This is a genomic window from Enterobacter sp. UPMP2052 (assembly GCF_053709675.1).
In genome coordinates this window covers 43,242-66,558 of sequence record NZ_JBSKJR010000017.1, presented here as the reverse complement: position 1 = coordinate 66,558, position 23,317 = coordinate 43,242, and the positions used below count along the sequence as shown (strand labels likewise).

Here is a 23,317-nt window from a genome sequence, read left to right as displayed (position 1 = left end):
ATAGCCTGTAGGCCCGGTAAGCGTAAGCGCCACCCGGCTTTGTTTTTTTACCGCATTGCACGTCTTAGAATACGTTCCGCCTGACGCTGGAAGTCAGCGGCGGTCTCTTCGACGGTTTTCTGACCGTAGTCGAGGTACTGCAACGACGTGCCAAACTGCGCCACGATTTGCGGGTCGTCAAAATAGGGTGATACGGAGAGTTTTGTCGGCAGGGATTGCGCCAGGCGCAGGCCGGCAACCGACGGGTCGTTCTCCTTGATCGTGCCGTCCTCGGTGAGGAACTGCACCGCCGCTTTGCTCAGCGGCACGCCGCGTTCCAGCCCCAGCGTGTCCACCCCCTCTTTGCTGTTCAGCAGGAAGTTAATCAGCTTCGCCGCCGCCTGCGGGTTCTTGGTGGATTTACCAATCGACAGCATCTGCGCCGGTTTAAAGAACAGGCCCGCGTCGGTCGCGCCCGGCAGCATCGGATAATTACCCAGCGCCAGTTTTGCCGGTGGCTTCAGGTTGTCGGAGTATTTGTTGATGGTCGAGTTCCACATGTAGGTCCCGCCCCATTCGCCCTGGATCCACGGCTTCATCTCATACATGTTGCTCTTGCCAAACGACGCATAGTATTTGGTGTCCGGCATGACGTGACTGTCGATCAGCTTTTTGTAGGTCTGGAAAAACTCAACCCACTGCTCTTTGGAATAAGTGAACTTTTTGGTCTTCTCGTCCACCGCCGGAATGTTGTATTTCTGGATCATGTAGGAGTTCAGCAGCGCCAGGGTGTCCTGATGTTCCAGCACCACCGGATAATACTGCTTGCCGAGTTTGCTCTCGAACGCCTTACCGGCGGCCATCAGCTCGTCCCAGGTTTTTGGGTATTCAACGCCCGCTTTTTTCCAGGTCTCGTCGTTGAAATAGAAAACGCGCGCGGTGACGGAGATCGGAATGCCGTTCAGCTTGCCGTTAACCGTGGTCGACTGCAGCTCTTTCGGATCGAACTGCGTCAGGTCAATGGTGTCTTTCAGCGTGTTCAGATCGTAGAAGCCGTCACCGGTTTTAGAGAAAATCGGCAGCCAGTTCCAGTTGGTCTGCATCACGTCCGGTTCGGTGCCGCCTGCAATCTGGGTCGTCAGGCGCGATAAGTGGCCGTCCCAGCCGGTGTATTCCGCTTTGACGTTAATGTCCGGGTTCTGTTTATGGAACTCTTCCAGCGCTTTCAGGGTGACCTGGTGACGGCCATTGCCGCCCCACCAGGACATGCGTAAATCAACATTTTGCGCCATCGATGGCAATGCGGTAAGGCCCAGAGTCGCGGAGATTGCTGCGCTTAAAAGCACTTTTTTCATTTTTATAACTCCATTAAAGAGAGATGTTCTGCTCGGTTTTCGCGTCAAAAACATGACACTTATTCATGTCAAACGTGAAGTACACCTTGCGATGAAGGCCTTTATCAATCATCGGTTTGGCTTCATCGGAAGGAATTCGGGCGGTCAGTTCGTAGTCCGCGACTTTGAGGTACACAAAGAATTCGTGGCCCATATTTTCGACGCGCACCATCTCGCCGCTGCATCCGCCGTTCGGGAACGGCTCGTCGGAGAGCGAAACAAATTCCGGGCGCACGCCGTAGAAGACCTCCTGCCCGGCATAAGCGGAGACTTTCTCCTGCATGGCCGCGTTTAACGGCATGGATTCAGCCCCGATGGCGATATGCAGTCGGCCCTCTTTTTCCACCAGGCGGCAGGGGCGAATGTTCATCTCCGGCGCGCCGATAAAGCCCGCCACGAACATGTTTTTGGGTTTGTGATAAAGGTTGTCCGGGGTATCCACCTGCATGATGTGGCCGAGCTTCATCACGCAGATGCGGTCGCCCATGGTCATCGCTTCGGTCTGGTCGTGGGTCACATAGACGGTGGTGGCCGGTTTGCCTGACGCCTTAAGCTGTTTGTGCAAGTCGGAGATGCGGATGCGCATGGAGGCGCGCAGTTTGGCATCGAGGTTCGACAGCGGCTCATCGAACAGGAACACGTCCGGCTTTTTGACAATCGCACGGCCTACGGCCACGCGCTGTGCCTGACCGCCGGAAAGCTGACGCGGCAGACGGTCGAGCAACTCTTCCAGCTCGAGGATTTTGGCCGCCTCGTTCACCTGAGACTCAATCTGATCTTTCGGCAGCTTGCTGAGCTTCAGGCCAAAGGCCAGGTTCTCGCGCACCGTCATGTGCGGATAGAGCGCATAGTTCTGGAACACCATCGCGATCCCGCGCTCTTTCGGTGCGAGGTTGTTCACAATCTTCTCGCCGATGCGCACTTCGCCGCCGCTGATGGTTTCCAGCCCGGCCAGCATACGCAGGGTGGTGGATTTGGCGCAGCCGGACGGCCCGACGATCACCATAAACTCGCCTTCAGCGATTTTCAGGTCGATAGCATGTACCGCTTTGAAGCCGTTGGAGTAGACCTTTTCCAGTTTGTTGAAGATAACTTCAGCCATGGTATTTCCCTCTTAACCTTTAATTCCGCTGCTGGTCACGCCCTGGACGAAGTAGCGCTGTGCCAGGAAGAAGACGATGATGGATGGCAAAATGGAGATGCTCGCCATTGCCAGAATTTCGTTCCACGGCGCCCCTTCGGTGACGTCGATGGACATTTTCAGAGCCAGTGCAATCGGGTATTTATCCACGCTGTAGACATAGATCAGCGGCCCGATAAAGTCGTTCATGGACCACATAAACTGGAACAGGGCGACGGAGATGATGGCAGGCTTCAGAATCGGCACGACCACATACCACAGCACCTGAATGGAGTTACAGCCGTCAATCTGCGCGGCTTCCTCCATGTCACGCGGCACGCCGCGCAGGAACTGGATCAGCATGAACACGAAGAACCCCTGCGTGGCGAAGGCCAGCGGCAGGTACAGCGGCATGTAGCTGTTCAGCATGCCCATTTCACGGAACATCAGGTACTGCGGGATCAGCAGCACGGTGCTCGGCAGCAGCATGGTGGTGATGAGCGTGGCGAACCAGAACTTCTTCCACGGGATCTCGAAGCGGGCAAAGCCGTACGCCACGATGGTGGAGGAGATAATGGTCAGGATCACTTTGGGGATCACATACTTAAAGGTGTTCAGCATGTAATGGCCAAAGTTGTACTCGGTCCCGGTTTTCCAGCCGTTAACGAAGCCGTCCCAGGTGGCGTGGGCGGGCCACAGGCTCAGGGTGGTGAAGATCTCGTGGTTCGGTTTGAACGACGCCGAGAACATCCACACCAGCGGGTAAAGCATCAGCAGGCCGACAAACAGCAGGATCACGTAGCGAATGCTGGCGTTGATCTTCTCTTTGCGCAGGGTGCGCGCCACTTCGCGCTCGGCGACGCTTCTCGCCGTGGAGAGTTGTTGGATATCAGCCATTTTTGCCTCCTTTATCGGCGGAGTAGAACACCCAGTATTTCGATGACTTAAAGGCGATACCGGCAAAGACGGCGACCACCAGGAACAGAACCCACGCCAGCGCCGCCCCGTACCCCATGTCGAAGTATTTAAACGCGGTGTCGTAGATGTAGAGCGAGAACAGGTAGGTCGAGTAGGTTGGCCCGCCGCCGGTGATGACGTATGGCCCGGTAAATTCCTGGAACGCCTGGGTCGTCTGCATGATGAAGTTGAAGAAAATCACCGGGGTAATCAGCGGCACGGTCACTTTCATGAACATCTGCCATTTTGACGCCCCGTCGATCATCGCCGCTTCATACTGCGACTGCGGCACGTTTTGCAGCGCCGCGAGGAAGATGACCATCGCGGAGCCAAACTGCCAGACGCGCAGCAGCGTCACGGACATCAGCGCCAGAGACGGCTCACCCAGCCAGTTCACCGGGTCAAAACCAAATACCCCAATAAAGCTGTTAAGCAGGCCATCAATAGCAAAAAGCGCGCGCCAGAGCACCGCAATGGCGACGGAACTGCCGAGAATAGAGGGAATATAGTAGGCGGTACGGAAGAATCCGATGCCGCGTAATTTAAAGTTCAGAACAAACGCTATTCCTAATGCAAACGCGAGCTTTAAGGGGATGGTTAAAAATACATACGCGAACGTCACGCCCATTGATTTCCAGAAGAGCGTGTCTTCGGTAAACATGTAGCGATAGTTCTCAATGCCGTTAAACACCGGCGGGCTCATCAAATCGTAATCCGTAAAGCTAAGAAAGAACGATGAGACAAAAGGGAAAGCCGTAAAGAGTATCAGCCCAATTATGTAGGGCGATATCCACGCTAACCCCAGCAGCTTGTTTTCATTCATACATACCTACCTGGCGATCGATGGTTTAAAACGGAATCTGCGTTTCGTTACCGCGCCCACGCCTGTTAAATGCGGCATGAGCGAGAATGCTTAGGGCTGCGCGTCTCGGCTGTACTCATTGACTTATTGTTTTTTAAGGATTTTGTAGAGCTGTGCTCGCTGCGCGCGGGTTTAGTTTCAAAAGAGACGAACCACTGTTTTTGAATACTAAAACGTCGTTTTAATTTATTTTATTGCGATTTGTTTCCGCGTCATTCGCTTAATGATGGAAATGTGATCAATGTCGAAACGGTGTTTCAATAAGGTGAGGGCGGTGGCATTTTTGACTTTTCAGTAAGCCGCAGAACCCAGTTTTGCGGCGGAAGGTCGAAAAATGAGGGAGGGATAATTAACAACGAAATTGTGAACAGGGTAACTACTAATTCTGATAGTCGGTGTACAGTTGGACTAATCTCGCGTTCAGATAATTCTTACTTTCTTGTATCATCGGTTTACGAGAACCCATCGAGCAGAAATTTACTGCCTCTTAAAAAGAAGAACGGTTATGTCAGCAATGGACTTCAAGAAAAATACGGACCTCGATTTCCCCCGCTATACCTCCCCGCCTCACAGCGCAAAAGAGATTGACCTTCTGGGACTGCTGGACGTCCTGTTGGCGGCGAAAAAACGCATCATTGCCATTACGTTTACCTTTGCCCTGGCGGGCCTGGCCATTGCGTATCTCATGCCGCAAAAGTGGACCAGTAAAGCCGTGATCACCCCTGCCGAGCAGACGCAGTGGAACCCGCTGCGGCAGATGATGGTGGCCTTGCAGGTACTGGATGTGGACGTGAAGGTCGACCGTTCTGACGTATTTAATATGTTCATCAAAAAGTTTCAGTCGCAGACGCTGCTCGAAGAGTACATGAAGAACTCCCCGTATGTGATGTCGCAGCTGGAAGGCACCAACGTGGACCCGCTGGAACTGCACCGCGCGGTGGTGAATATCTCTGAAAAAATGAAAGCGACGGATAACACCCTGGCGAAAGATGCGGATAAAGCGCCGTACGTCTCCTGGACGCTGAGCTTTACCGCGCCGACGGCAGGTGACGCGCAGACGGTGCTGGAGGGCTACGTTGACTATATCACCCATATCGTTGAGCAGGAGACGATGCAGAATATTCGTAACCAGATCGCGCTGAAAACGAAAGTGGTGCAGCAGCAGCTGGCGCTGGATCGTGTGCGTCTGACCAATCTGCATAACACTAATCTGCAGCGTCTTAACTATTCGCTGGAAGTGGCGAACGCGGCCGGCATCAAAAAACCGGTCTACAGCAATGGTCAGGCAGTGAAAGATGACCCGGATTATTCCGTTGCGCTCGGGGCGGACGGTATCGCGCAAAAGCTGCAGATTGAAAAGAACCTCAAAGACGTTGCCGAGCTGAACGCCGACTTCCAGAACCGCGAATACTTCCTGGCCCAGCTGCAAAACCTGTCCGTTGAAGACGTCAAGCTGGAGCCGTTTAAATATCAGCTTACTCCGTCAATGCCGGTGAAAAAAGACGGCCCGGGTAAAGCGCTGATTGTGATTCTTGCCGCGCTGGTTGGCGGCCTGTTTGCCTGCGGCAGCGTGCTGCTGCGCGGCGCCATGATTGCACGCGCTCCGCTGCCTGAACCGGTCACGGAATAAACCTGCGGTAATAACGAGAAGGGGCGCTGTTTCAGCGCCCCTTTTTAGTTCAGGAAATCCTCGCGGACCGGCGTGAAGGTATCCAGCAGCGTGCCGGGTTTCAGGCACACGCAGCCGTGCATAACATGCGGCTCCTTGTACAGCGTATCGCCCGCCGTCACCACTCGTTTTTCTTCCCCGATGGTGAACTCAAACTCACCGGAGAGAACATAGGTTAGCTGCTCATGGGGATGGTTATGCATCGGGCCAATAGCGCCCTGTTCAAAATTAACCTCAACCGCCATCATCTTACCGTTATGCGCCAGAATGCGTCGCGTGACGCCGTTGCCCAGATCGTCCAGCGTCGTCTCTTTATGGAAAACAAACATATCTCCGCCTTGGTTTAATGTGAAACATTGTTTCATTTAATTTATCCCAGCAAAAATGAAAAAGAAACGCGCTGCTAAAGAACTGGAAACAGGATCACAAGTTTGCTTCACTGGGAGCAACATTAAGGAGAGTCTATGAAAACGATCGGTCTGTTAGGTGGCATGAGTTGGGAATCGACCATTCCCTATTACCGTCTGATTAATGAAGGGGTCAAGCAACGCCTGGGCGGACTGCATTCGGCAAGCCTCCTGCTGCACAGCGTGGATTTCCACGACATTGAAGCCTGCCAGTCTCGCGGGGAGTGGGATAAAGCCGGAGAGATGCTGGCGCAGGCGGCGCTCGGGCTGGAACGTGCGGGCGCAGAGGGGATCCTGCTCTGTACCAATACCATGCACAAAGTGGCGTCCCACATTGAGACGCGCTGTGCGCTGCCGTTCCTGCACATTGCCGACGCGACCGGGCGGGCGATTGCCGCTTCGGGGATGTCGCGCGTGGCGCTGCTGGGCACGCGCTATACCATGGAGCAGGATTTCTACCGGGGCCGCTTAGAAAGCGCGTTTGGCATTGAAAGCCTGATCCCGGACGAAGCCGATCGGGGGCGCATCAACCAGATCATCTTTGAGGAGCTGTGCCTTGGCACTTTCAGCGAAACCTCGCGCGCGTATTACGTCAGCGTCATTAAGAAGCTTGCGCGTCAGGGGGCGGAAGGGGTGATTTTCGGCTGTACCGAAATCGGCCTGCTGGTTCCCGTGGAGCAAAGCCCGATCCCGGTGTTTGATACCGCCGCCATTCATGCCGCAGATGCGGTGGAATTTATGCTGTCATAAGGGGTTCTGTAGGTCAGGTAAGCGAAGCGCCACCTGACGCGCGTGCTCAATTAAATGTCCGGTGAAAGCCTCGACCAGCGCGGACGCCGGGCGATGCAGCGGGCGGATCAGGCTCACGGTAAACGGAACGGAAACGCTAAAGCGGCGGATCACAATGCCGCTTCCGGCATAGTCCATCGCCGTGAGCGGGTTCACCACCGAAATACCCACGCCTGCGCGCACCATGGCGCAAATTGAGGCGGCGCTGTGCGTTTCTACCACCATCCGCCGCTTCACCTGATGCTCGGCAAACAGCGTATCCAGCAGCTGTCGATAGCTGTCGGTTTGCGACAGGCTGATGTAATTCTCCCCCTGGAAATCCGCAGGCGTCAGCACCTCTTTTGCGGCCAGCGGATGCCCTTCGGGCAACACGCACACTTCGTCCAGCGCCAGCAGCTCCGTGCGTTCCGTACCGGCGGGCGTAGCGAGCGTTTCCGTCAGGCCCAGATCGTGACGCTGTGCAGAGAGCCACTCTTCGAGCAGCGGCGATTCCTGCGGCACGATGGTGAGATTGACCTCGGGATAGCGGGCAAGAAAGGGCTGTAACAGCATGGGTAAAAAGGACTGGGAAAAGACGGGCAGGCAGACGATAGACAGCTCACCCTGGCGAAACTCGCGCAGGCTCTCCGCCGCGCTGACAATGCGATCCAGCCCGTACCAGGAGCGCTGAACTTCCTCAAACAGACGCAGCCCTTGCACCGTCGGGTGCAGCCTGCCGCGTGTGCGTTCAAACAGCTTCAGCCCCAGCACTTTCTCAAACCGCGCCAGCTCGCGGCTGACCGTTGGCTGGGAGGTATGCAGCATCTGTGCGGCTTCGGTGAGATTACCAGTCGTCATCACGGCGTGAAAAATCTCGATGTGGCGGAGGTTAACGGCGGGCATAAGTCACCTGAACGTTGAGCGTTATCCATATCATTTTTGCATAGACTCGCGACAAAACGATATTTTTTATTCTCTTCCGGCTGTGGCGTAATGGACAAAACAGTCATAATCCGGAGTACCACCATGCCACGCCCGCTCAACCAGACCGATACCGATCTGAACGCCGACAACCTGCTGCGCCTGCCCGCTGAATTTGGCTGCCCGGTGTGGGTCTATGACGCACAGATTATTCGCGAGAAAATTGCCGCCCTTCATCAGTTTGACGTGGTGCGTTTCGCCCAAAAAGCCTGCTCCAATATTCATATTCTGCGACTGATGCGTGAACAGGGCGTAAAGGTAGACTCCGTTTCGCTGGGCGAAATCGAGCGCGCGCTGGCGGCCGGATTTGATCCGCAATCCGACAGCGACGCGATTGTGTTCACCGCCGATCTGATCGACGACGCAACCCTCGCACGCGTTCATGAGTTGCACATTCCCGTCAACGCCGGTTCGGTGGATATGCTGGAGCAGCTGGGACAGGTATCACCCGGCCATCGCGTCTGGCTGCGCGTCAACCCAGGCTTCGGTCACGGCCACAGTCAAAAAACCAACACCGGCGGTGAGAACAGCAAGCACGGGATCTGGCATGGCGATCTTCCTGCCGCGCTGGAGGTACTGCAGCGCTACGGCCTGAAGCTGGTTGGCATTCACATGCATATCGGCTCCGGCGTGGACTACGGTCATCTTGAGCAGGTGTGTGGCGCAATGGTGGATCAGGTGCTGGCGTGTGGTCAGGATCTGGAGGCGATCTCCGCGGGGGGCGGCTTGTCCATTCCGTATCGCGAAGGCGAAGAGGCGATCGATACCGATCACTATTACGGCCTGTGGAGCGCCGCGCGCGACAAAATTGCGGCTCACCTGGGCCACGCGGTGAAGCTGGAAATTGAGCCGGGGCGTTTCCTGGTGGCGGAGTCCGGCGTGCTGGTGGCGCAGGTGCGCAGCGTGAAAGAGATGGGATCGCGCCATTTTGTGCTGATCGACGCGGGCTTTAACGATCTGATGCGCCCCTCCATGTACGGCAGCTATCACCACATTACGGCGCTCGCCGCCGACGGGCGCGATCTGCTGAACGCACCGCGCGTGGAGACGGTGGTCGCCGGTCCGCTGTGTGAATCCGGGGACGTGTTCACCCAGCAGGAGGGCGGTAAAGTGGAAACCCGCGCGCTGCCTGAAGTGAAGCCGGGTGACTATCTGGTGCTGCACGATACCGGCGCGTACGGGGCGTCGATGTCCTCTAACTACAACAGCCGCCCGCTGCTGCCGGAAGTGCTGTTTGATCGCGGCGTGGCACGATTGATCCGTCGCCGCCAGACCATTCAGGAACTGCTGGCGCTGGAGCTGTTCTGAGTGAAATACGGCCCCGTCGTCACCGAGTCGCGCAAAACCAGCGTGCCGGTAAACGGCGGGATCGCCTCCACCGGCTGGTTCTTCGCCAGCCGGATCGCCTGATCGATAGCAGTGACGATCATGTTGTCGATCGGCAGATAAACCGAGGACAACGCGGGCTCCAGCCATTTCGCGCTCGGCGCATCATCAAACCCAAACAGCGAAATATCCTGCGGGATCTTCAGCCCGGCCTGGTGTAATGCTTTGGACGCACCCAGCGCCATATCATCGTTACAGGCAAACAGCGCGCTGAACGGCACGGCGTCGGCGATAAGCTCCTTGCACAGCTCATAACCCCGCGTCATTCCCGCATCGCCGTATTTAATCCGTCGTTCGTCAAGACGGATGCCGTGCTTCTCCAGCGCTTTGCGGTAGCCCATCAGGCGGGCTTTACCGGTAGGAGTATGAATGGGAACGGTGATGCAGGCGATCTCGCGATGGCCCTGGCTTATCAGGTAATCCACGGCTTTAAACGCGGCATCCTGCTGCTCGAAGAACACGCAGCGATCCGCCGCCTGGCTAACCTCACGGTTGATCACCACCAGCGGGGTTTGCACCGTGTTGATGAGCTTCATGATCGCCTTTTCGCTCATGTAGCGTGTATAGAGAACGATGGCGTCGCACTTGCGATCCGCCAGCATCTGAACGGCCTGCTCTTCCTGCTCGGGCGCATCATGACCGTCGGTGACGATCAGCTGCTTGCCGTGCGTTTCGGTCTGCCGGGAAGCCTGCTGCAGCAGGCGACCAAAGTAAAAACCGTCAAAGGTGGAGACCACCAGACCAATGCTGTTGCTGGTCTGGTTCGCCAGCGAACGCGCGAGAAAGTTCGGGCGATAGCCCAGCTCTTCCATCGCGGTGAACACCTGCTGACGCGTACTCTCTTTAACCTGACCCGTGCCGTTCAGCACGCGCGAGACGGTGGCTTTCGACACGCCCGCGCGTAATGAGACATCCAGCATTGTTGCCATGAGTAATTCCTGCTTCCACGTAATGCCTGCAGTTTAACACAGACCCCACGGCGCATAAGCGACGCGGCAAGGGCAAAACCCCCATCACGATCACGCTTTTCGGTAACGCTCTGCCTGAGCGGAATAATTGCCTGTAAGTGGTATGCCAAATTGGTAGTAAATCGCAATCTGGAATACCTCTGGCGGCACTGAGAGCCGAATCACAGAACAAAACCCGTCATGCGTCTATTTTTGGTATGCCAATAGTAGCCGGCTGTACACCTTTTTCAATAAAAGCCCTTTTACTGAGGTATTACCCTATGGCATTACAGGAAAAACTGATCGACGCTCTGGGCAGTTTCGCCACCAAATTCAACAGCTATCGCTATATCATGGCGATCAAATCCGCTTTTATCACCCTCATGCCGGTCATCATCGTGGGGGCTTTCTCCGTGCTGATCTCCAACATGGTGCTGGATCCAAAAAACGGCCTGGCCAGCTTCCAGTCGCTGTCGTTTCTCGCCGCACTTAAGCCCATCACCAGCGCGCTGAACTACGCCACGCTGAACTTCCTCAACATTGGCGCGGTGTTTCTCATCGGCGTGGAGCTCGGGCGCATTAACGGCATCAAGTCGCTGTTTCCGGGGCTGCTGGCGGTGATTTGCTTTATCTGCGTTACGCCGACGACGGTCGAGATGCTGGTGGACGGCGAAATGCACGTGGTGAAAGACGTGCTGCTGCGCCAGTTCTCCGATACCCGAAGCCTGTTCCTCGGCATGTTTATCGCCATTCTTTCCGTAGAGGTGTATTGCTGGCTGGAAAACCGTAAAGGGCTAAAAATTAAGATGCCGGATACCGTACCGCCTAACGTGGCGGCCTCGTTCTCCGCGCTAATCCCGGCGATTATTACCACCACGGCCATTGCGACCTTTGGCTTTATTTTCCATCAAACCACCGGCATGTACCTCTACGACGCGGTGTACCAGGTTGTGCAACAGCCGCTGGAGCGCGTGGTGCAGAGCCTGCCTGGCATCCTGCTGCTGATGTTCGTGGCTCAGCTGTTCTGGGTGATCGGCATTCATGGCAACCAGATGATCAAACCGATCCGCGAGCCGCTGCTGCTGGGGGCGATCACCGTCAACATGAGCGCGTTCGAGCAGGGGAAAGAGGTGCCGAACATCATCACCATGCCGTTCTGGGATGTGTACATGAGCATCGGCGGCTCCGGCCTGACCATCGGCCTGCTGATCGCCGTGATGATCGCCACCAAACGCAAAGAGATGAAAGAGATCGCCAAGCTCTCTATCGGGCCGGGCCTGTTTAACATCAACGAGCCGGTGATCTTCGGTATGCCAATCATGCTCAACCCGATCCTCGCCATTCCCTTCATCATCACTCCGCTGGTGACCGGTTCGATTGGTTACTTTGCCACGGTGACAGGTTTTGCCGGTAAGGCAGTGGTGATGGTGCCCTGGACCACGCCGCCGCTGATTAACGCCTGGCTCTCTACGGCAGGCTCAATGGGGGCGGTGGTGACCCAGCTTATCTGTATTGTCACCGCCGTCCTGATCTACCTGCCGTTTGTAAAGATTGCCTCGCGCCGCGCAGAGCAGGCCGCGCTGCAACACGCCACCGACAACGCTTGAGGACGCTATGAGCATAAAAAAGATGACGATACCGCAGGATTTCATTCTTGGCGCGGCGGCCTCGGCCTGGCAAACCGAAGGCTGGAGTGGCAAGAAAGCGGGGCAGGATTCATGGATCGATCTGTGGTACAAAAATGACCGACACGTCTGGCATAACGGCTACGGCCCGGCCGTGGCCACCGACTTTATCAACCGCTTTCGCGAAGACGTGGCGCTGATGAAGGCGGCGGGGTTAACGCACTACCGCACCTCAATCAACTGGTCACGCTTTCTCATCGACTACGAAAACGTAACGGTAGACGAGGAGTACGCGGCCTGGTACGACGCGCTGTTCGATGAGATGCACCGTCAGGGCATTGAGCCGATGATCTGCCTTGAGCACTACGAGCTGCCGGGCGTACTGCTGCAGAACTATGGCGGCTGGGCGTCAAAGCACGTGGTTGAGCTGTTCACGCGTTATGCCGAAAAGGTGTTTGAACGCTATCACCACAAGGTCAGCCGCTGGTTTACCTTCAACGAGCCCATTGTGGTACAAACCCGCGTCTATCTCGACGCCCTGCGCTGGCCCTATGAGCAGAATACCGGCACATGGATGCAGTGGAACCACCACAAGGTGCTGGCGACGGCAAAGGTGGTGAAGCTGTTTCGTGACAAGGGTTATCGGGGGACGGTGGGGTGCATCCTCAACCCGGAAGTGACCTATCCGCGCTCGCGCGCGCCGCATGACGTGCGCGCCGCAGAGATGTACGACCTGTTCTATAACCGCGTATTTCTTGATCCGCTGGTCCATGGGCGCTATCCGCAGGCACTTTTCTCCCTGCTGGAGCAGCATCAGGTTCAGTGGGATTACACCGCAGACGAACTGGCGCTGATTGCCGACAACACCGTCGATGAACTGGGCATCAACCTCTACTATCCGCACCGCGTGAAAGCGCCTTCCCGCGCCTGGCACCCGGAGACGCCGTTCCACCCGGCGTACTATTATGAGCCGTTCGAACTGCCTGGGCGGCGGATGAATGCCTCCCGCGGCTGGGAGATATACCCACGCATTATCTACGACATGGCGATGCGAATAAAACAAGACTATCGCAACATCGACTGGTTCGTGGCGGAAAGCGGAATGGGCGTGGAGAACGAAGCGCAGTTTCGCAACCGTGACGGCATTATCGAAGACACTTACCGCATCGATTTTATCAGTGAGCACCTCTATTACACGCTGCTGGCGCGCGAAGAAGGGGCAAATTGTCACGGCTATATGCTGTGGGCGTTTACCGACAACGTCTCTCCGATGAACGCGTTCAAAAACCGCTATGGCCTGATTGAGATCGATCTCAACGACAATCGCGCCCGGCGTGCGAAAAAATCGGCGGCCTGGTTCCGGCAGTTGCGCGATGCGCGCGAGCTCACGCTCACGGTTGATGATGAATGGAAGTAGGCGAAAAGCGTGCGGGTTCTGATAAAATAGCGCACAAACTGGCCGGGAGGATGCCCGGCCTGCGCATTAACTGACAATCACAGGTGATCACGTGGATAAGGCTGTCATCCTGCCGGAAAAAAAACAGTACCAGGAAATTGGCGAGGATTTACGGACGCAAATTATCCAGGGGCACTATCCTGTTGGGTCGCGTCTGCCGCCCGAGCGCAACATTGCTGAAACCTACGGCGTGAGCCGCACCATCGTGCGGGAAGCGCTGCTGATGCTTGAGCTGCAGGGCACCGTGGATATCCGCCAGGGGTCTGGCGTCTATGTCATGCGCATTCCTGAGGAGCACGAAAACGAGGAAGAGCGCTTTCTTAACAGCGACGTCGGCCCGTTTGAGATCCTTCAGGCGCGCCAGCTGCTGGAAAGCAATATCGCCGCGTTTGCCGCCAAAATGGCAACGCGGGCGGATATCGACAATCTGCGCCGCATAATCGAACAGGAACAGCGGGCGATTGCCGCGGACGATAACAGCCAGGACAATAACAAGATGTTCCATCTGGTGCTGGCCAGGGCCACGCAAAACCAGATGCTGCTGGCGACCGTAGAGAGCGTCTGGCATCACATGGACAGCAGCCCACTGTGGCAGCAGTTTAACGTCCATATTGCCAGCCGGGCCTGGCGCCTGAAATGGCTGGGCGACAGGCAAACCATTCTCGCTGCGCTGCGCCGCCGGGATGTGATGGGCGCCTGGCAGGCGATGTTCCAGCATCTTGAGAATGTGAAAAAGAGTCTGCTGGAACTGTCCGACGAAGACGCGCCCGATTTTGACGGGTATCTCTTTGAATCGGTGCCTATTTTTCAGGGTAAGCTGGTGTGAACATTCTGCCGCTATATTCCGCGCCGCAGTTTGCGGACCGGGTAACCGACTGGATCTGGCAGGCGTTTGGCGACGGGCTGCCGCGCGCCTTTTTCCAGAGCATTGTCGACCATAGCCAGACGCCCGATGCGTTGCCGCTCACCTTTATCGCTATCGACGGAGACAACCTGCTGGGCACGGTCGGGCTGTGGCGCTGCGACTTGATCAGCCGTCAGGATCTATACCCGTGGCTCGCCGCGCTATACGTCGACGAGGCGGCGCGGGGACAAGGCCTGGCGGGGCAACTGCAGCGGCATGTCATCGCCTATGCCGCGCAGGCCGGGTTTACTGAGCTGCACCTCTGGTCTGCCTGCCGTGACTTCTACGAACGCTACGGCTGGCAATACGTCGGTGACGCGCTCGAATACCCTGACAAAAGGGTTCACCTCTACCGCTACGCCTCGGATGCCTCTGCCGGGGGGACTACGGAGTGACGGCGCACCAGCGTTGGGCTGAACAGATGGGTAATTTCCGGCGGCGGGCGATTCTCTGCCAGGGCTAACGCCAGCTCGGCGGCCTGGGTCGCCATGGTGACGATCGGGTAACGCACCGTGGTCAGGCGAGGGCGAACGTAGCGCGACACCAGCACATCATCAAAACCAATCAGCGAAATTTCAGCCGGCACCTCAACGCCATTGTCATTCAACACCCCCATCGCACCGGCGGCCATCGAATCGTTATAGCAGGCGATGGCCGTGAAGTTGCGCCCGCGGCCCAGCAGTTCCGTCATGGCCTGCTCGCCGCCGCTCTCGTCGGGTTCACCGTACGCCACCAGCCGGTCGTTGCACGGCAGACCGTGTTCGCGCAGCGCGTCGTAATAGCCCTGCAAACGATCTTCGGCATCGGAGATGGGGTGGTTTGAGCAGAGATAACCGATGCGGGTATGGCCCTGCTGAATAAGGTGACGCGTCGCGAGCCACGCGCCGTAGCGGTCGTCGAGAGCCACGCAGCGCTCTTCAAAATCGGGAATGATACGGTTGATGATCACCATGCCGGGGATCTGCTTCATCAGATGAATCAGTTCGGCATCGGGGATCATTTTGGCATGGACCACCAGCGCCGCGCAGCGGTGGCGCATCAGCTGTTCAATGGCCTGGCGCTCTTTTTGCTCGTTGTGATAGCCATTGCCGATCAGCAGAAAATTGCCCGTCTGGTAAGAGACGTGCTCCACGGCTTTGACCATGGCGCCGAAAAAAGGGTCGGAGACATCGCCCACCACCAGCCCGATCGTCTCGGTAGACTGCTGGGCAAGCGCACGCGCGTTGGCGTTGGGGTGATAATTCAGGTTTTCCATGGCGTCCTGCACGGCCTGGCGTGATGCATCGCTGGCTTTCGGGGAGTTATTGATCACGCGCGAGACGGTCGCGACGGAAACACCGGCCAGACGAGCCACATCCTTTATTGTCGCCATTCAATACCTTCTTATTTGGGGTAAGCGTTTACACGTAAACAGTGTTGCGGAAAAGTGGCGCGCATTCAAGGGGAGCAGGCGGGACGCCTCAACAAACGTGACCCAGACCACCCCGGACGGTGTAATCGTTACACGCAGACTCATGTCAAAGCCGTGTGATTCTGAACCTTTAGTTACACTTTGCCTCAGGCTGTTGCGATTGTCTGATAGCAGAGTCCCGGAGTGGGTTGATAGAGTCGAGATCCCAGAGGTATTGATAGGTGGTATCAACTCCGGTTGATTAACACGATTTACACCAACCTGCGTTTTACGCAGGTTTTTTTTTGCCTGTAAGTTCAACCTGTAACAGCAACAGAGAATATTCACACCTGGTTGCACTTAGGCTCATTCCTTTGCGTTTTCCAGGTGGCGAAGCACAGGGTGAACAGCCACAATCAAGATCCCAGAGGTATTGATTGGTGAGAATTCTTAGTACGGTTTCGTACTCATCTCTTGCACCAACCTGCGCGGATGCGCAGGTTTTTTTTTGCCTCTTTTTTTGCTGTCGCTCCCTAACGACTTCTCGTGTAATCTGCCACCATTTAGTCACCCTCCACACTGGCTGGCAAAGGGAGTTGAGATGCTTTTTGGGTTCTTCCGTACACTGTTCCGTATCCTCTTTCGTATTCGCGTAACCGGCGATCCGCAGGCGTTTTTTGGCGAACGCGTGCTGATCACGCCAAACCACGTCTCCTTTATTGACGGCATTCTGCTGGCATTGTTTTTGCCGGTGCGCCCGGTCTTTGCGGTCTACAGCTCCATCAGCGAAAAGTGGTTTATGCGCTGGCTGGCGCCGCTGATCGATTTTGTGCCGCTCGACCCGACAAAACCGATGATGATCAAACACCTGGTGCGCCTGGTTGAGCAGGGGCGTCCGGTGGTTATTTTCCCGGAAGGGCGGATCTCGGTGACCGGCTCGCTGATGAAAATCTACGACGGCGCGGGGTTTGTTGCCGCAAAGTCAAAGGCCACCGTGGTGCCGATGCGCATTGAAGGTGCCGAGCTTACCCGGTTCAGCCGCCTGAAAGGGCTCGTGAAACAGCGACTGTTCCCCGCCATCACCCTGCATATTCTTCCCCCGACCTCATTGCCGATGCCCGAGGCGCCGCGCGCGCGGGATCGCCGCAAAATCGCTGGTGAAATGCTGCACCAGATTATGATGGAAGCGCGCATGGCCGTTCGCCCGCGCGAAACGCTCTACGAATCGCTGCTGTCGGCCCAGTACCGCTATGGTGCGAACAAAAACTGCATCGAAGACGTTAACTTTACGCCGGACACCTACCGCAAACTGCTGACGAAAACGCTGTTTGTTGGCCGCATCCTCGAGAAGTACAGCAAGCAGGGTGAAAAAATTGGTCTGATGCTGCCTAACGCAGGCATCAGCGCGGCGGTCATTTTTGGCGCGGTGTCGCGTGGCCGTATCCCGGCAATGATGAACTACACGGCGGGCGTGAAAGGGCTGACCAGCGCGATTACCGCTGCGCAAATCAAAACCGTGTTTACGTCTCGCCAGTTCCTCGACAAAGGCAAGCTGTGGCACCTGCCGGAGCAGCTCACGCAGGTGCGCTGGGTTTTCCTGGAAGATCTGAAAGCCGACGTCACCCCCGGCGACAAGCTGTGGATTTTTGCTCACCTGCTGATGCCGCACCTGGCGCAGGTGAAACAGCAGCCGGAAGATGACGCGATCATCCTCTTTACCTCTGGCTCGGAAGGCAATCCGAAGGGGGTGGTGCACAGCCATAAAAGCATTCTGGCTAACGTCGAGCAGATCAAAACCATCGCCGACTTTACGGCGAAGGACCGCTTTATGTCGGCCCTGCCGCTGTTCCACTCGTTTGGCCTGACGGTTGGGCTTTTTACGCCGCTCCTGACCGGCGCGGAGGTGTTCCTTTACCCAAGCCCGCTGCACTACCGCATCGTGCCGGAGCTGGTGTATGACCGTAACTGCACCGTGCTGTTCGGGACGTCCACCTTCCTCGGCCACTACGCGCGCTTTGCCAACCCGTATGACTTCTTCCGGGTGCGCTATGTCGTCGCCGGGGCGGAAAAACTGCAGGAGAGCACGCGCCAGATCTGGCAGGACAAGTTTGGCCTGCGCATCCTCGAAGGCTATGGCGTGACGGAGTGCGCGCCGGTGGTCTCCATCAACGTGCCGATGGCGGCGAAGCCTGGCACGGTCGGGCGTATTCTGCCGGGAATGGACGCTCGCTTGCTGGCGGTACCGGGTATTGAAGAGGGCGGCCGACTGCAGCTGAAAGGGCCGAATGTGATGAACGGTTACCTGCGTGTGGAAAACCCGGGTGTCCTCGAAGCCCCGACGGCGGAAAACGTTGAGGGTGAAACAGAGGCCGGCTGGTACGACACCGGCGATATCGTCCGCTTTGATGCTCAGGGCTTTGTGCAGATCCAGGGCCGGGCAAAACGCTTTGCCAAAATTGCCGGGGAGATGGTCTCTCTGGAAATGGTGGAGATGCTGGCGACGGCGGTCTCTGCCGATAAGCTGCACGCCACCGTGGTGAAAAGCGATGCCAGCAAAGGCGAAGCGCTGGTGCTCTTTACCACCGACAGCGAACTGAAGCGCGAGCAGTTGCTTAAGCATGCGCGCGAGCACGGCATTCCTGAACTGGCGGTGCCGCGCGACATTCGTTATCTCAAGCAACTTCCGGTACTGGGCAGCGGCAAGCCCGACTTCGTGACCCTCAAAGGCATGGTTGAAGAGGCAGAACAGCAAAATGCGTGAGTCAGTACACACTAACACCTCCCTCTGGTCGAGAGGCATGCTGGCGGTGACGGCCGCCCAGTTTCTCTCTGCCTTCGGGGACAATGCCTTACTGTTCGCGACCCTGGCGCTGTTAAAAGCTGAGTTTTACCCCGACTGGAGTCAGCCTGTCCTCCAGATGGTGTTTGTGGGTGCTTACATTATCTTTGCGCCGTTTGTGGGGCAGGTCGCGGACAGTTTCCCGAAAGGCCGGGTGATGATGTTTGCGAACGGCCTGAAGCTGCTGGGCGCGGCCAGTATCTGCTTTGGTATCAACCCGTTTATCGGCTATACGCTGGTGGGCGTTGGCGCGGCCGCTTACTCGCCGGCGAAATACGGCATTCTGGGCGAACTGACGACGGGTGATAAGCTGGTTAAAGCCAACGGCCTGATGGAGTCATCCACCATTGCGGCGATCCTGCTCGGCTCGGTGGCGGGCGGGGTACTGGCGGACTGGCATGTGCTGGCGGCACTGGGCGTGTGTGCGGTGGTGTACGGCGGCGCGGTGGTGGCCAACCTGTTCATTCCCAAACTGCCGGTGGCGCGTCCGGGACAATCCTGGCGTTTCGCGCCGATGACCGGGAGTTTCTTTAATGCCTGTCGCGTGCTGTGGCGTAACGGCGAAACGCGCTTCTCGCTGATGGGCACCAGCATGTTCTGGGGGGCGGGCGTGACCCTGCGTTTCCTGCTGGTGCTGTGGGTTCCGGTGGCGCTGGGGATCGTGGACAACGCGACGCCTACCTACCTTAACGCAATGGTTGCCGTCGGGATTGTCGTCGGCGCGGGCGCGGCGGCGAAGCTGGTAACGCTCGAGACTGTGGCGCGCTGTATGCCTGCGGGGATCCTGATCGGCGTTGGTGTTCTGTTCTTCTCGCTTCAACACGCGTTGTTGCCCGCCTACGCACTGCTGGTCCTGATCGGGATACTGGGCGGTTTCTTTGTGGTGCCGCTGAACGCGCTATTGCAGGCGCGGGGCAAGCAGACGGTCGGCGCGGGGAATGCGATTGCGGTGCAAAACCTGGGCGAAAACATGGCGATGCTGCTGATGCTGGGGCTCTACTCGCTGGCGGTTAAAGCGGGTGCACCAGTGGTTGGGATTGGCATCGGGTTTGGCGCGCTGTTTGCGCTGGCGATTGCAGGCTTGTGGCTCTGGCAGCGTCGCCGTTGAGAGATATTGCCGGGTGACGGCTTCGCCTAACCCGGCCTACGTTTGTGCACTTGTAGGCCCGGTAAGCGGAGCGCCACCGGGCAAAAGCATCGGGCTACGGCGCAGGGTAGGTATAAACCTGATGCACCCTTTCAATCTCCGCTAACACCTCTTCACTCAGGTTCAGGTGGAAACTCTCAATATTGGTTTTCAGCTGTTCCAGGGTGGTCGCGCCCAGCAGGGTGCTGGCCACAAACGGCTGACGGCGCACAAACGCCAGCGCCATTTGCGCGGGATCGAGTCCGTGACGTTTCGCGATATCCACGTAGGCAGCAACCGCTTTTTGCGTCTGCTCACCGCTGTAGCGGGTAAAGCGGCTGAAAAGGGTATTACGCGCACCGGCGGGCTTTGCGCCATTCAGGTATTTGCCCGTCAGCGTGCCAAACCCCAGACAGGAATAGGCGAGTAATTCCACTTCTTCATACTGCGTCACTTCGGCCAGACCAACTTCATAACTGCGGTTCAGCAGACTGTAGGGGTTTTGAATGGTCACAATACGCGGCAGATCGTGCTTGTCCGCCAGGTGGAGGTAACGCATCACGCCAAACGCCGTTTCGTTCGAGACGCCAATGTAGCGGATCTTGCCCGCGCGCTGGCACTCCGTCAGCGCTTCCAGCGTGTCGAGCAGGCTCACGGCAGGAGCGCTCTCATTCCAGCTGTAGCCTAGTTTGCCAAAGCAGTTGGTTGGACGCTGCGGCCAGTGTACCTGGTAAAGATCGAGATAATCCGTTTGCAGGCGCTTGAGGCTGGCATCCAGAGCGGCACGGATGTTCTTGCGATCGAGGATCTGGTTGGGGCGGATCCCTGCGTCGTTATTGCGCGACGGGCCGCTGACTTTGGAGGCGAGGATCAGCTTTTCGCGGTTACCGCGTTTCGCCAGCCAGTTACCGACGTAGGTTTCGGTAAGTCCCTGCGTCTCCGGGCGGGGAGGGACAGGGTACATCTCTGCTACGTCAATCAGGTTAATGCCCTGGCTGACGGCATAATCGAGTTGTGCATGGGCATCGGCTTCGCTGTTTTGTTCACCAAATGTCATCGTGCCCAACCCCAGTTGACTAACTTCCAGAGCGCTGTGGGGGATACGGTGATAATGCATAGCCGGCTTCCTTCATTAGACATGTAGACCGCGTCAGGAACCTCCCGACAAAGGAATATAAACATGGCAGAGGGGAAGCAAAAGGGGAAGGGAAAAATCAAAAAGGCCAGCAGGTTACTGACCTTAATCGTTTAACGCTCGATAATCTGGGAGACTTCGTCGCGGTTAATCTGCAGGTTGTTGCCCGCCTGATCACGGTAACTCACCAGACCGGTATCGTCGTCGACTTCAGGTTTACCATCGGTCAAAATCATACGCCCGTCTTTTGTCGCCATGACATAATCGCTGCTACAACCCGATACCGCAAACGCTAAACCCACTGCCGAGATTATCACTGCCCATTTTTTCATCGTTATCGTCCTCACCTGGCTCGTATCAAATCATAGTGTAGTAATAACCTGATATTTCGTCAGGAGGAAGCGGTAAAATCTTAAAAACCAGTCGATTGTGTTAGGTAGAGCGCAAAAATGGTTAAAAAGCTATGTATTCAGTAAGAAATGGCGAGCGAGCAGCGCCCCGGTGAAATTCTTTTTGAGATAAAAGCCGCGCGGTAATGTCAGGATCGGTTCACCCCGCGCGCCGACTGCCTCGGTAAGGGCTTTGCTGTTCGCCGCTTTCGGGCGGATCTGTAGCACCTCGCCGTGTCGGGCGGTGATGCGCTCCACCTGACCAAGAACAATCATATCCATCAGCTCTTCCCAGTCCTGAGACAGCTGACGATCTTCCTCTTCGCTGGGACTCCACAGCAGAGGCGCGCCCACGCGTCGATCCGCCAGCGGGATCTGCCGGTCTCCCTCTACCGGCACCCACAGCACGCGCTTTAGCTTGTGGCGTACGTGGCTGGTTTCCCATGTCACGCCGCTGTTACCGGTTAACGGGGCAACGCACACGAAAGTGGTTTCCAGCGGCCTGCCCTGACCGTCTATAGGGATGGTTTTTAGCTCTACGCCCAGCGCGGCAAAATCCTGTTCAGGCTTGCTGCCTGCGCTTGCCCCGAGCCACAGCTCCAGCAGCATACCGATCCACCCCTTATCTCTCTTGAGATCCCCCGGAATGGCTAACCCCGCCATAGCCGCAAGTTCCCCAAGCGAATAGCCCGCCAGACGCTGCGCCTGATGCAGCAGTTGAGCTTCACTTCCAGGAGGAGAGGTCAGTGGCGCAAGCGAAATCATAAATACATCCATCTGGTTAAAAAATGAGCGGATAAATGGGGGCATGTGGATAGAGTTTACCGATTTCTGGGTAACAATGCCATGTCCATGATTTATAGGTTATTTTGTCAGTTTTAAAAAGGCAAATGGCGTGGCAAAAACAGGTTGTTCAAAACTGGTCACTGACAATGAACAGGATCTTACACCATGTTATCCACAGAAAAATGGGATAACTGGGAATAACCCTCACTACTGTTTCAATTTACAGCCTTGACGTGCGACGAAAATCGAATTTTCACACAAATTGTGACTAACTTATTGGCACAATCTGTGGATAAAACCGACGCTGCTCGATCTTTCATCAGTGGGAGGATCTCTGGTGTGACGATCGTCACGTTATCCTGTTTTCAGGCCATGGTTTTGGATGTAACATGATGAAATTAAATCGCTTATCAGGAGGGCTGTCTGTGGCGCTTTTTCGATGCATGAAGGTTGTCCATCGGTAATTCCATACTTCTTCACAACTATATCCACAGAAAAGGTGAATAAAATTGGCTTTACGGTGCCTCATCTGTTTATAACTCCCGTGAATTTTGTGAGTTATTCAAATGTTATTAGGTTACAGGCCCGTAAGAGAGTGGTTTACCGCCTCCCTGTAGTGTGAAACAATCATTCATATATAAGGTTTATATTGGGGTAGTCCGGTGATTGATGACGATGGCTACCGCCCAAACGTAGGAATCGTAATTTGTAATCGTCAGGGCCAGGTCATGTGGGCACGACGATATGGTCAGCACTCTTGGCAGTTCCCGCAAGGCGGGATCAACCCAGGGGAGTCCCCAGAACAAGCGATGTACCGGGAGCTGTTTGAAGAAGTCGGTTTAAGCCGAAAGGATGTGCGTATCCTGGCTTCGACCCGCAACTGGTTGCGTTACAAGTTACCGAAACGTTTGGTGCGTTGGGACACAAAGCCGGTTTGTATCGGCCAGAAACAGAAATGGTTTCTACTGCAGTTGGTGGGCAACGATTCGGATATCAACATGCAAACCAGCAGTACGCCTGAGTTCGATGGCTGGCGGTGGGTAAGCTACTGGTATCCTGTTCGTCAGGTCGTGTCGTTTAAGCGCGATGTATACCGCAGGGTGATGAAAGAGTTTGCAAGTGTTGTGATGCAGCTTCAGGAGACGCCTCCTAAGCCGCAGAGTGCACCTGCCTGGCGACGTAAAAGAGGTTAAGCTA

General features: G+C 56.3%; 21 protein-coding genes and 1 pseudogene. 10 read left to right on the top strand and 12 right to left on the bottom strand.

The window, feature by feature from the left end; all coding sequences use genetic code 11:
* Nucleotides 1–47: 47 nt before the first annotated feature.
* The 4 genes from ACWKX3_RS22990 to ACWKX3_RS22975 are packed head-to-tail and all read right to left on the bottom strand — an operon-like array spanning nucleotide 48 to nucleotide 4,273.
* Nucleotides 48–1,334, bottom strand: a complete 1,287-nt coding sequence (locus ACWKX3_RS22990) for an ABC transporter substrate-binding protein (protein ID WP_006178337.1) — start codon at nucleotides 1,332–1,334, stop codon at nucleotides 48–50.
* Between the two features lie 13 nt (nucleotides 1,335–1,347).
* Complete coding sequence (locus ACWKX3_RS22985) at nucleotides 1,348–2,475, bottom strand: ABC transporter ATP-binding protein (RefSeq protein WP_006178336.1); 1,128 nt, start codon at nucleotides 2,473–2,475, stop codon at nucleotides 1,348–1,350.
* Between the two features lie 12 nt (nucleotides 2,476–2,487).
* On the bottom strand, nucleotides 2,488–3,390 hold the full coding sequence (locus ACWKX3_RS22980; protein ID WP_006178334.1) for a carbohydrate ABC transporter permease: 903 nt from the start codon (nucleotides 3,388–3,390) through the stop codon (nucleotides 2,488–2,490).
* On the bottom strand, nucleotides 3,383–4,273 hold the full coding sequence (locus ACWKX3_RS22975; RefSeq protein WP_006811834.1) for a carbohydrate ABC transporter permease: 891 nt from the start codon (nucleotides 4,271–4,273) through the stop codon (nucleotides 3,383–3,385). Before ACWKX3_RS22975 ends, ACWKX3_RS22980 begins: the two co-directional genes overlap by 8 nt.
* A 544-nt stretch (nucleotides 4,274–4,817) precedes the next feature.
* Between ACWKX3_RS22975 and wzz(fepE) the strand changes: the two genes are divergently transcribed.
* Nucleotides 4,818–5,942: an LPS O-antigen length regulator Wzz(fepE) gene (gene wzz(fepE), locus ACWKX3_RS22970; protein WP_454542528.1), complete on the top strand. Its 1,125-nt coding sequence runs from the start codon at nucleotides 4,818–4,820 to the stop codon at nucleotides 5,940–5,942.
* Between the two features lie 44 nt (nucleotides 5,943–5,986).
* Here wzz(fepE) and ACWKX3_RS22965 read toward each other — a convergent pair whose 3' ends face one another.
* Nucleotides 5,987–6,310: a cupin domain-containing protein gene (locus ACWKX3_RS22965; protein ID WP_042321869.1), complete on the bottom strand. Its 324-nt coding sequence runs from the start codon at nucleotides 6,308–6,310 to the stop codon at nucleotides 5,987–5,989.
* A 135-nt stretch (nucleotides 6,311–6,445) separates the two neighbouring features.
* On the opposite strand from ACWKX3_RS22965, the gene ACWKX3_RS22960 reads away from it, so the two are divergent.
* Nucleotides 6,446–7,138: an aspartate/glutamate racemase gene (locus ACWKX3_RS22960; RefSeq protein ID WP_454542527.1), complete on the top strand. Its 693-nt coding sequence runs from the start codon at nucleotides 6,446–6,448 to the stop codon at nucleotides 7,136–7,138.
* Here ACWKX3_RS22960 and ACWKX3_RS22955 read toward each other — a convergent pair.
* On the bottom strand, nucleotides 7,133–8,059 hold the full coding sequence (locus tag ACWKX3_RS22955; protein ID WP_153681321.1) for a LysR family transcriptional regulator: 927 nt from the start codon (nucleotides 8,057–8,059) through the stop codon (nucleotides 7,133–7,135). The two genes, ACWKX3_RS22960 and ACWKX3_RS22955, sit on opposite strands and share 6 nt — an antisense overlap.
* A gap of 123 nt (nucleotides 8,060–8,182) precedes the next feature.
* Here ACWKX3_RS22955 and lysA point away from each other — a divergent pair, with 123 nt between their 5' ends.
* A complete protein-coding gene (gene lysA, locus ACWKX3_RS22950) occupies nucleotides 8,183–9,445 on the top strand; it encodes a diaminopimelate decarboxylase (RefSeq protein WP_058608563.1) in 1,263 nt (420 codons plus the stop codon).
* Here lysA and ACWKX3_RS22945 read toward each other — a convergent pair.
* On the bottom strand, nucleotides 9,415–10,452 hold the full coding sequence (locus ACWKX3_RS22945) for a LacI family DNA-binding transcriptional regulator (RefSeq protein ID WP_006178327.1): 1,038 nt from the start codon (nucleotides 10,450–10,452) through the stop codon (nucleotides 9,415–9,417). The two genes, lysA and ACWKX3_RS22945, sit on opposite strands and share 31 nt — an antisense overlap.
* A gap of 299 nt (nucleotides 10,453–10,751) precedes the next feature.
* Between ACWKX3_RS22945 and ACWKX3_RS22940 the strand changes: the two genes are divergently transcribed.
* The 4 genes from ACWKX3_RS22940 (at nucleotide 10,752) to ACWKX3_RS22925 (ending at nucleotide 14,850) form a co-directional block, all read left to right on the top strand.
* Nucleotides 10,752–12,077 (top strand): PTS sugar transporter subunit IIC, encoded by a 1,326-nt coding sequence (locus ACWKX3_RS22940; RefSeq protein ID WP_006178326.1) that lies wholly within the window; start codon nucleotides 10,752–10,754, stop codon nucleotides 12,075–12,077.
* Nucleotides 12,078–12,084: 7 nt separating this feature from the next.
* On the top strand, nucleotides 12,085–13,512 hold the full coding sequence (locus tag ACWKX3_RS22935) for a glycoside hydrolase family 1 protein (RefSeq protein ID WP_454542526.1): 1,428 nt from the start codon (nucleotides 12,085–12,087) through the stop codon (nucleotides 13,510–13,512).
* Nucleotides 13,513–13,603: 91 nt separating this feature from the next.
* Nucleotides 13,604–14,377 carry a GntR family transcriptional regulator gene (locus ACWKX3_RS22930; RefSeq protein ID WP_102890262.1) on the top strand — a complete coding sequence of 258 codons (774 nt, stop codon included), beginning with the start codon at nucleotides 13,604–13,606 and terminating at the stop codon, nucleotides 14,375–14,377.
* A complete protein-coding gene (locus ACWKX3_RS22925) occupies nucleotides 14,374–14,850 on the top strand; it encodes a GNAT family N-acetyltransferase (RefSeq protein ID WP_368746946.1) in 477 nt (158 codons plus the stop codon). Before ACWKX3_RS22930 ends, ACWKX3_RS22925 begins: the two co-directional genes overlap by 4 nt.
* Here the strand turns inward: ACWKX3_RS22925 and galR are convergent.
* Nucleotides 14,811–15,827 (bottom strand): HTH-type transcriptional regulator GalR, encoded by a 1,017-nt coding sequence (galR, locus tag ACWKX3_RS22920; RefSeq protein ID WP_058608559.1) that lies wholly within the window; start codon nucleotides 15,825–15,827, stop codon nucleotides 14,811–14,813. The two genes, ACWKX3_RS22925 and galR, sit on opposite strands and share 40 nt — an antisense overlap.
* Before the next feature lie 619 nt (nucleotides 15,828–16,446).
* Here galR and aas point away from each other — a divergent pair.
* Nucleotides 16,447–18,606 carry a bifunctional acyl-ACP--phospholipid O-acyltransferase/long-chain-fatty-acid--ACP ligase gene (gene aas / locus ACWKX3_RS22915; protein ID WP_454542525.1) on the top strand — a complete coding sequence of 720 codons (2,160 nt, stop codon included), beginning with the start codon at nucleotides 16,447–16,449 and terminating at the stop codon, nucleotides 18,604–18,606.
* On the top strand, nucleotides 18,599–19,792 hold the full coding sequence (gene lplT / locus ACWKX3_RS22910) for a lysophospholipid transporter LplT (protein ID WP_058608557.1): 1,194 nt from the start codon (nucleotides 18,599–18,601) through the stop codon (nucleotides 19,790–19,792). Before aas ends, lplT begins: the two co-directional genes overlap by 8 nt.
* 94 nt (nucleotides 19,793–19,886) lie before the next feature.
* Here lplT and ACWKX3_RS22905 read toward each other — a convergent pair whose 3' ends face one another.
* From ACWKX3_RS22905 to ACWKX3_RS22890, 4 genes and pseudogenes are all read right to left on the bottom strand, one after another.
* The gene (locus ACWKX3_RS22905; protein ID WP_088208608.1) at nucleotides 19,887–20,927 is read right to left on the bottom strand and encodes an NADP(H)-dependent aldo-keto reductase; all 1,041 of its coding nucleotides are present in this window, start codon (nucleotides 20,925–20,927) and stop codon (nucleotides 19,887–19,889) included.
* Nucleotides 20,928–21,058: 131 nt separating this feature from the next.
* Complete coding sequence (locus tag ACWKX3_RS22900) at nucleotides 21,059–21,277, bottom strand: YgdI/YgdR family lipoprotein (RefSeq protein ID WP_006178316.1); 219 nt, start codon at nucleotides 21,275–21,277, stop codon at nucleotides 21,059–21,061.
* A gap of 129 nt (nucleotides 21,278–21,406) precedes the next feature.
* Nucleotides 21,407–22,099, bottom strand: a complete 693-nt coding sequence (mutH, locus tag ACWKX3_RS22895) for a DNA mismatch repair endonuclease MutH (protein ID WP_058608555.1) — start codon at nucleotides 22,097–22,099, stop codon at nucleotides 21,407–21,409.
* 151 nt (nucleotides 22,100–22,250) lie between these two features.
* Nucleotides 22,251–22,328: pseudogene (locus tag ACWKX3_RS22890) on the bottom strand (hypothetical protein); the annotation flags it as partial.
* A 454-nt stretch (nucleotides 22,329–22,782) separates the two neighbouring features.
* Here ACWKX3_RS22890 and rppH point away from each other — a divergent pair.
* Nucleotides 22,783–23,313, top strand: a complete 531-nt coding sequence (gene rppH, locus ACWKX3_RS22885) for an RNA pyrophosphohydrolase (protein WP_003862791.1) — start codon at nucleotides 22,783–22,785, stop codon at nucleotides 23,311–23,313.
* Nucleotides 23,314–23,317 lie beyond the last annotated feature (4 nt).